This window comes from Streptomyces albiflavescens (assembly GCF_014645835.1).
Lineage (GTDB): Bacteria > Actinomycetota > Actinomycetes > Streptomycetales > Streptomycetaceae > Streptomyces > Streptomyces albiflavescens.
The window spans coordinates 1-4,147 of record NZ_BMMM01000042.1 but is presented as its reverse complement, the minus strand read 5'-3'; the positions used below and the strand labels follow the sequence as shown (position 1 = coordinate 4,147).

At 71.0% G+C, this 4,147-nt stretch carries 2 protein-coding genes; both read right to left on the bottom strand.

Features of this window, described 5'->3' with window-relative positions; translation table 11 throughout:
* Positions 1-2,406: non-ribosomal peptide synthetase (locus IEY95_RS48395; RefSeq protein ID WP_189192725.1), on the bottom strand; the 2,406-nt coding region annotated here is incomplete at its 3' end.
* A gap of 71 nt (positions 2,407-2,477) precedes the next feature.
* Positions 2,478-4,147 (bottom strand): condensation domain-containing protein (locus tag IEY95_RS48390; protein ID WP_229703883.1); only part of this gene is annotated, 1,670 nt, incomplete at its 5' end.

The following is a 4,147-nucleotide window of genomic DNA, read 5'->3' as shown; positions in this document are numbered from 1 at the left end:
GCACGCCACAAAACGCTCGGCGGTCAGCGCCGGACGGTCCCAGTAACCGGCAGCCAGCCCGGCACCCGCGACATACAACTCGCCAGTCACCCCCGACGGCACCGGCTGCAAGAACGCGTCCAGCACGAACACGCGCCGATTGCCGTACGGCCGCCCGATGGGCAGCACCGTATCTACGGGCTCACCCGGACTCCACACCCGCCAGGTCGCGCACAGGGTCACCTCGGTCGGCCCATACAAGTGCCGTACGGCCACATCCGGGCACGCCTCCCGCACCCGCGCCACCGACCGCGCGGGAACCACATCCCCACCCGTCAACACCTCACGCAACCCCGCGAAACACCCCGGCGCCTCCTCCGCCAACACCCGGAAAGACCCCGCCGTCAAGTGCACCGCAGTGCCCCCACCCGCAACATGCTCACGAACACGAGGAGCATCCACCACACCCGGCTCCGCCACGACCACCCGCCCACCAGCCGCCAACGGCACCCACACCTCGAACAACGACACATCAAAAGCATGCGGAGCATGCATCAACACCACATCACCGGAACCAACCCGCCAGCCCCGCTCACCCACCAAAGCAGCGACACCGCCATGCGGCACCGCCACACCCTTCGGCACCCCCGTCGACCCCGACGTATACATCACATACGCAACATCACCCGCAGACACCGGCACCAACAAACCACCATCACAAGCCCCATCCGCAGCCCGCAGATCATCCACCACCAACACCACACCCGCATCCCCCACCACAAACGCAACCCGCTCAGCCGGAGACCCCACATCCACCGGCACAAACGCAGCACCCGCCCGCCACACCCCCAACAACACCGCAATCAACTCAGGCGACCGCTCCAACACCACCCCAACCCGATCACCCCGACCCACCCCCTCATCGACGAGATACGCCGCCCACCGCCCCGACGCCTCCCACAACTCCCCATACGACAACCCACGTTCACCGCCCACCACCGCCAGCGCATCCGGTGCAGCAGCCACCCGCCCACGGATCAACTCCGGCACGGTGCCACTCGGAGCCGCGTCCCCGGACGCCCCGCCCCAGCCCTCCACGACAAGGCCCCGCTCGGGTGCGTCCAGCACTCCCACCCGCCCCACCGCCGCGGACGGATCCTGCGCCATCTGCTCCAACACCCGTACCAGCCAGCCGAACACGGACTCCGTCGTCTCACGGTCGAAGAGGTCCGGCCGGTAGTCCAGCTTGAAGAGCATCCGATCGCCGGGGGCTGCCACCAGCGTGAGGGGGTAGTGCGCGGTCTCCTGGCCGGGGGCGACGCTCAGCGCGAGGGCACCGGGGTGGGACGGCTCGGTCGGGGGACTCGGGTAGTTCTCGTAGACGAGGAGCGTGTCGAAGACGGCGCCGGACCCGACGGACTGCTGAAGCTCCGGCAGTCCGATGTGCTGATGAGCCATCAGGGCGGATTGTCGCCACTGGAGTTCGGCCAGCATGCTCGCGACGGACTGCGCGCCGTCGAGCGGCACCCGCACGGGCAGGGTGTTGATGAACAGACCGACCATCGACTCGACGCCGGGTATGTCCGCGGGACGTCCGGCCACGGTGGCGCCGAACACCACGTCCGTACGGCCGGTCAGACGCGCGAGGACCAACGCCCAGGCTCCCTGCACCACCGTGTTGAGGGTCAGGCCATGGTCGCGGGCGAACCGCACCAGGCTCCCGGTCAGGTCCTCTGGGATGTCCCTGATCAAGCTCTCCGGGGTGGCGGGTGCCCGGCCCGCGTCCGCCGGCACCACCAGCGTGGGTTCGTCCACACCTGCCAGCTCCGCCTGCCAGGCGGCTCGGGCGGCGTCCTTGTCCTGCCGGGCCAGCCACGCCAGGTACTCCCGGTAGGACGTCACGGGTGCCAGGACGGACGCGTCGCCCCCCGCGGCGTACACCTCGGACAACTCGTTCAGCAGGACCGGCATGGACCAGCCGTCCATCAGGAGGTGGTGGCTGGTGACCAACAGGCGGTGCCGGTCCGCACCGAGCCGGATCAGCAGCAGCCGCAGCAGAGGCGCCGTCGAGGGATCGAACCGCCGGCCCCGCTCCCGTGCCGCCAGCTGTTCCGCCTCGGCCAAGGCATCCGTCTCCGCGAGCCCCGAGAGATCCACCTCGCGCCAGGGCAACTCCGCCTCGCGCGCGATCACCTGCACCGACGCGCCCGACTTGCGCCGACGGAAGCCGGCCCGCAGCGCCGCGTGCCGGGCCAGGAGAGCCTCCCACGACACCCGCAGCCTGCCCGCGTCCAGCGGTCCGGCCAGATCGACCAGGCGCTGTCCCACGTAGACGTCGGGTCCCTCGTCGTCGAAGGCGGCATGGAACAGCAGGCCGGCCTGCAACGGCGACAGCGGCCACACGTCCTCGACAAGGGATCGGGTCATCGCTTCTCTCCTCAGAGCGCATTGCTTCGAGCACGTACGGGATCGAGCGGTCAGAGCGTGCCGACGGGTGGCTAGGACATGTCGTCGCCGAGTTCGGCTTCGAGTGCGTCGACCTCGTCCTGCCCGAGGTCGAGGAGGGGGAAGTCGGAGGACGTGTGGCCGCCGGCCGTGGGATCGGCCGTGTGCGCGGCCAGGCCGCCCAGCAGGTCGAGCCAGGCCCGGCCGAGACGTGCCACCACGGCGTCGCCGAGGATCCGGTCGGCCCAGCTCAGCATGACGGTGATCGTGGGTCCGTCGGCGGTGTCCACGACGACCGCCCCCGCTTCGAGGACATGCTGGGCGGGCAGGTCCGGGCCGACGGAGCCGCCGATCGCGGTGTCTCCGGTCATCTGCCAGGGGGCGGGCGGCAGTTCGGCGTCACCGCTTGCACTGAAGCGGCCCAGGTAGTTGAAGCCGATCTGCGGACTCGGCAGCGCGGCGAGCGCCGGGCCCGTCTCCGGGTTGAGGTGACGCAGCAGCCCGTAGCCGAGACCGTCCCCGGGCACCGCCCGCGCCTGCTCCTTCACCGCCTTCAGCAGCACCCCGGCCGCCGGACCACCCGCCAGTACGTCGTCCAGGTCCACCCCGCCGAGTTCGAACCGGAGCGGATGCGTACGGGTGAACCAGCCCACCGTCCGCGACAGATCCAGGCCCTCCACCGACTCCCTGCCATGCCCCTCCACGTCCACCAGAACCCCGGAGGAACGGTCCTCGCGCCACCGCGTCACCGCTCCGGCGAGCGTCGACAGGAGCACCTCGTGCACACCACAGTGGAAGAGGGCGGGCGTCCGGCCCACCAAGGTGACGGCATGCCGGACGGGTACGGTCCACGAGCGGTGGCGCATCGCCTCGGCCGTGTCCCGGGCAGGCTCCAGTGCGGCAGCTCCGATGGGTGGTTCGGGCCGGCTGAGCAGCCTCGTCCAGTCATCGGTCTCACCGGCCCGGCTCACCCCGGTGGCCTGCTCCGCGAGGTGGCCCGCCCACCGCCTGAACGAGGTCGCCACGGGATCGAGGACCGGCTCCCTCCCCGCCGCGACCGCCTCGCACGCGAGCCGCAGGTCCGGCACCAGGATCCGCCATGAGACCCCGTCCACCACAAGGTGGTGCACGACGAGCACCAGCCGTCCGGTCCGCCCTGGGCCGGCGTCGACCCACACCACCTGGGCCATCACACCCGCTACCGGGTCCAGCCGCTCGACAGCGCCGCGCGCCGCCTCCCGCGCGATCCCGTCCAGCGAGTCGGCCGAGGCGTAGGTCGCGTTGGCACACGTGACGAGCACCCCGGCGTCGACCGCACCCCGGGCGCGGACGAGCAGCTCGGGGCCGGTCTCCCCCCGCACCACCACGGAACGCAGTACGTCGTGGGTGTTCATGACCGCGTTCCACCCGGCCGTCAGGACGTCCCGGCCAAGGCCGGCCGGGGCGCCGAGGATCGTCCACTGCGCGAAGTGCGGGTGAACCGCGTGCTCACCGAGCGCCCGCATGACCGGCGTCCAGGGCACCCCACCCACGCCCGCGTCCGGTGCGGGTGCGCTCGGGGTCACGAGCCGGGCCACAGCCGCGATCCTTGCCGGTGTCTCGTACTCGAAGACGTCCTGCGCCTTGAAGAGCAGGTGGGCCCGGCGAGCCCGCGCCGCGAGCTGCATCGACATGATCGAGTCGCCGCCGAGCTCGAAGAAACTGTCCTCGACGCCGACCCGTT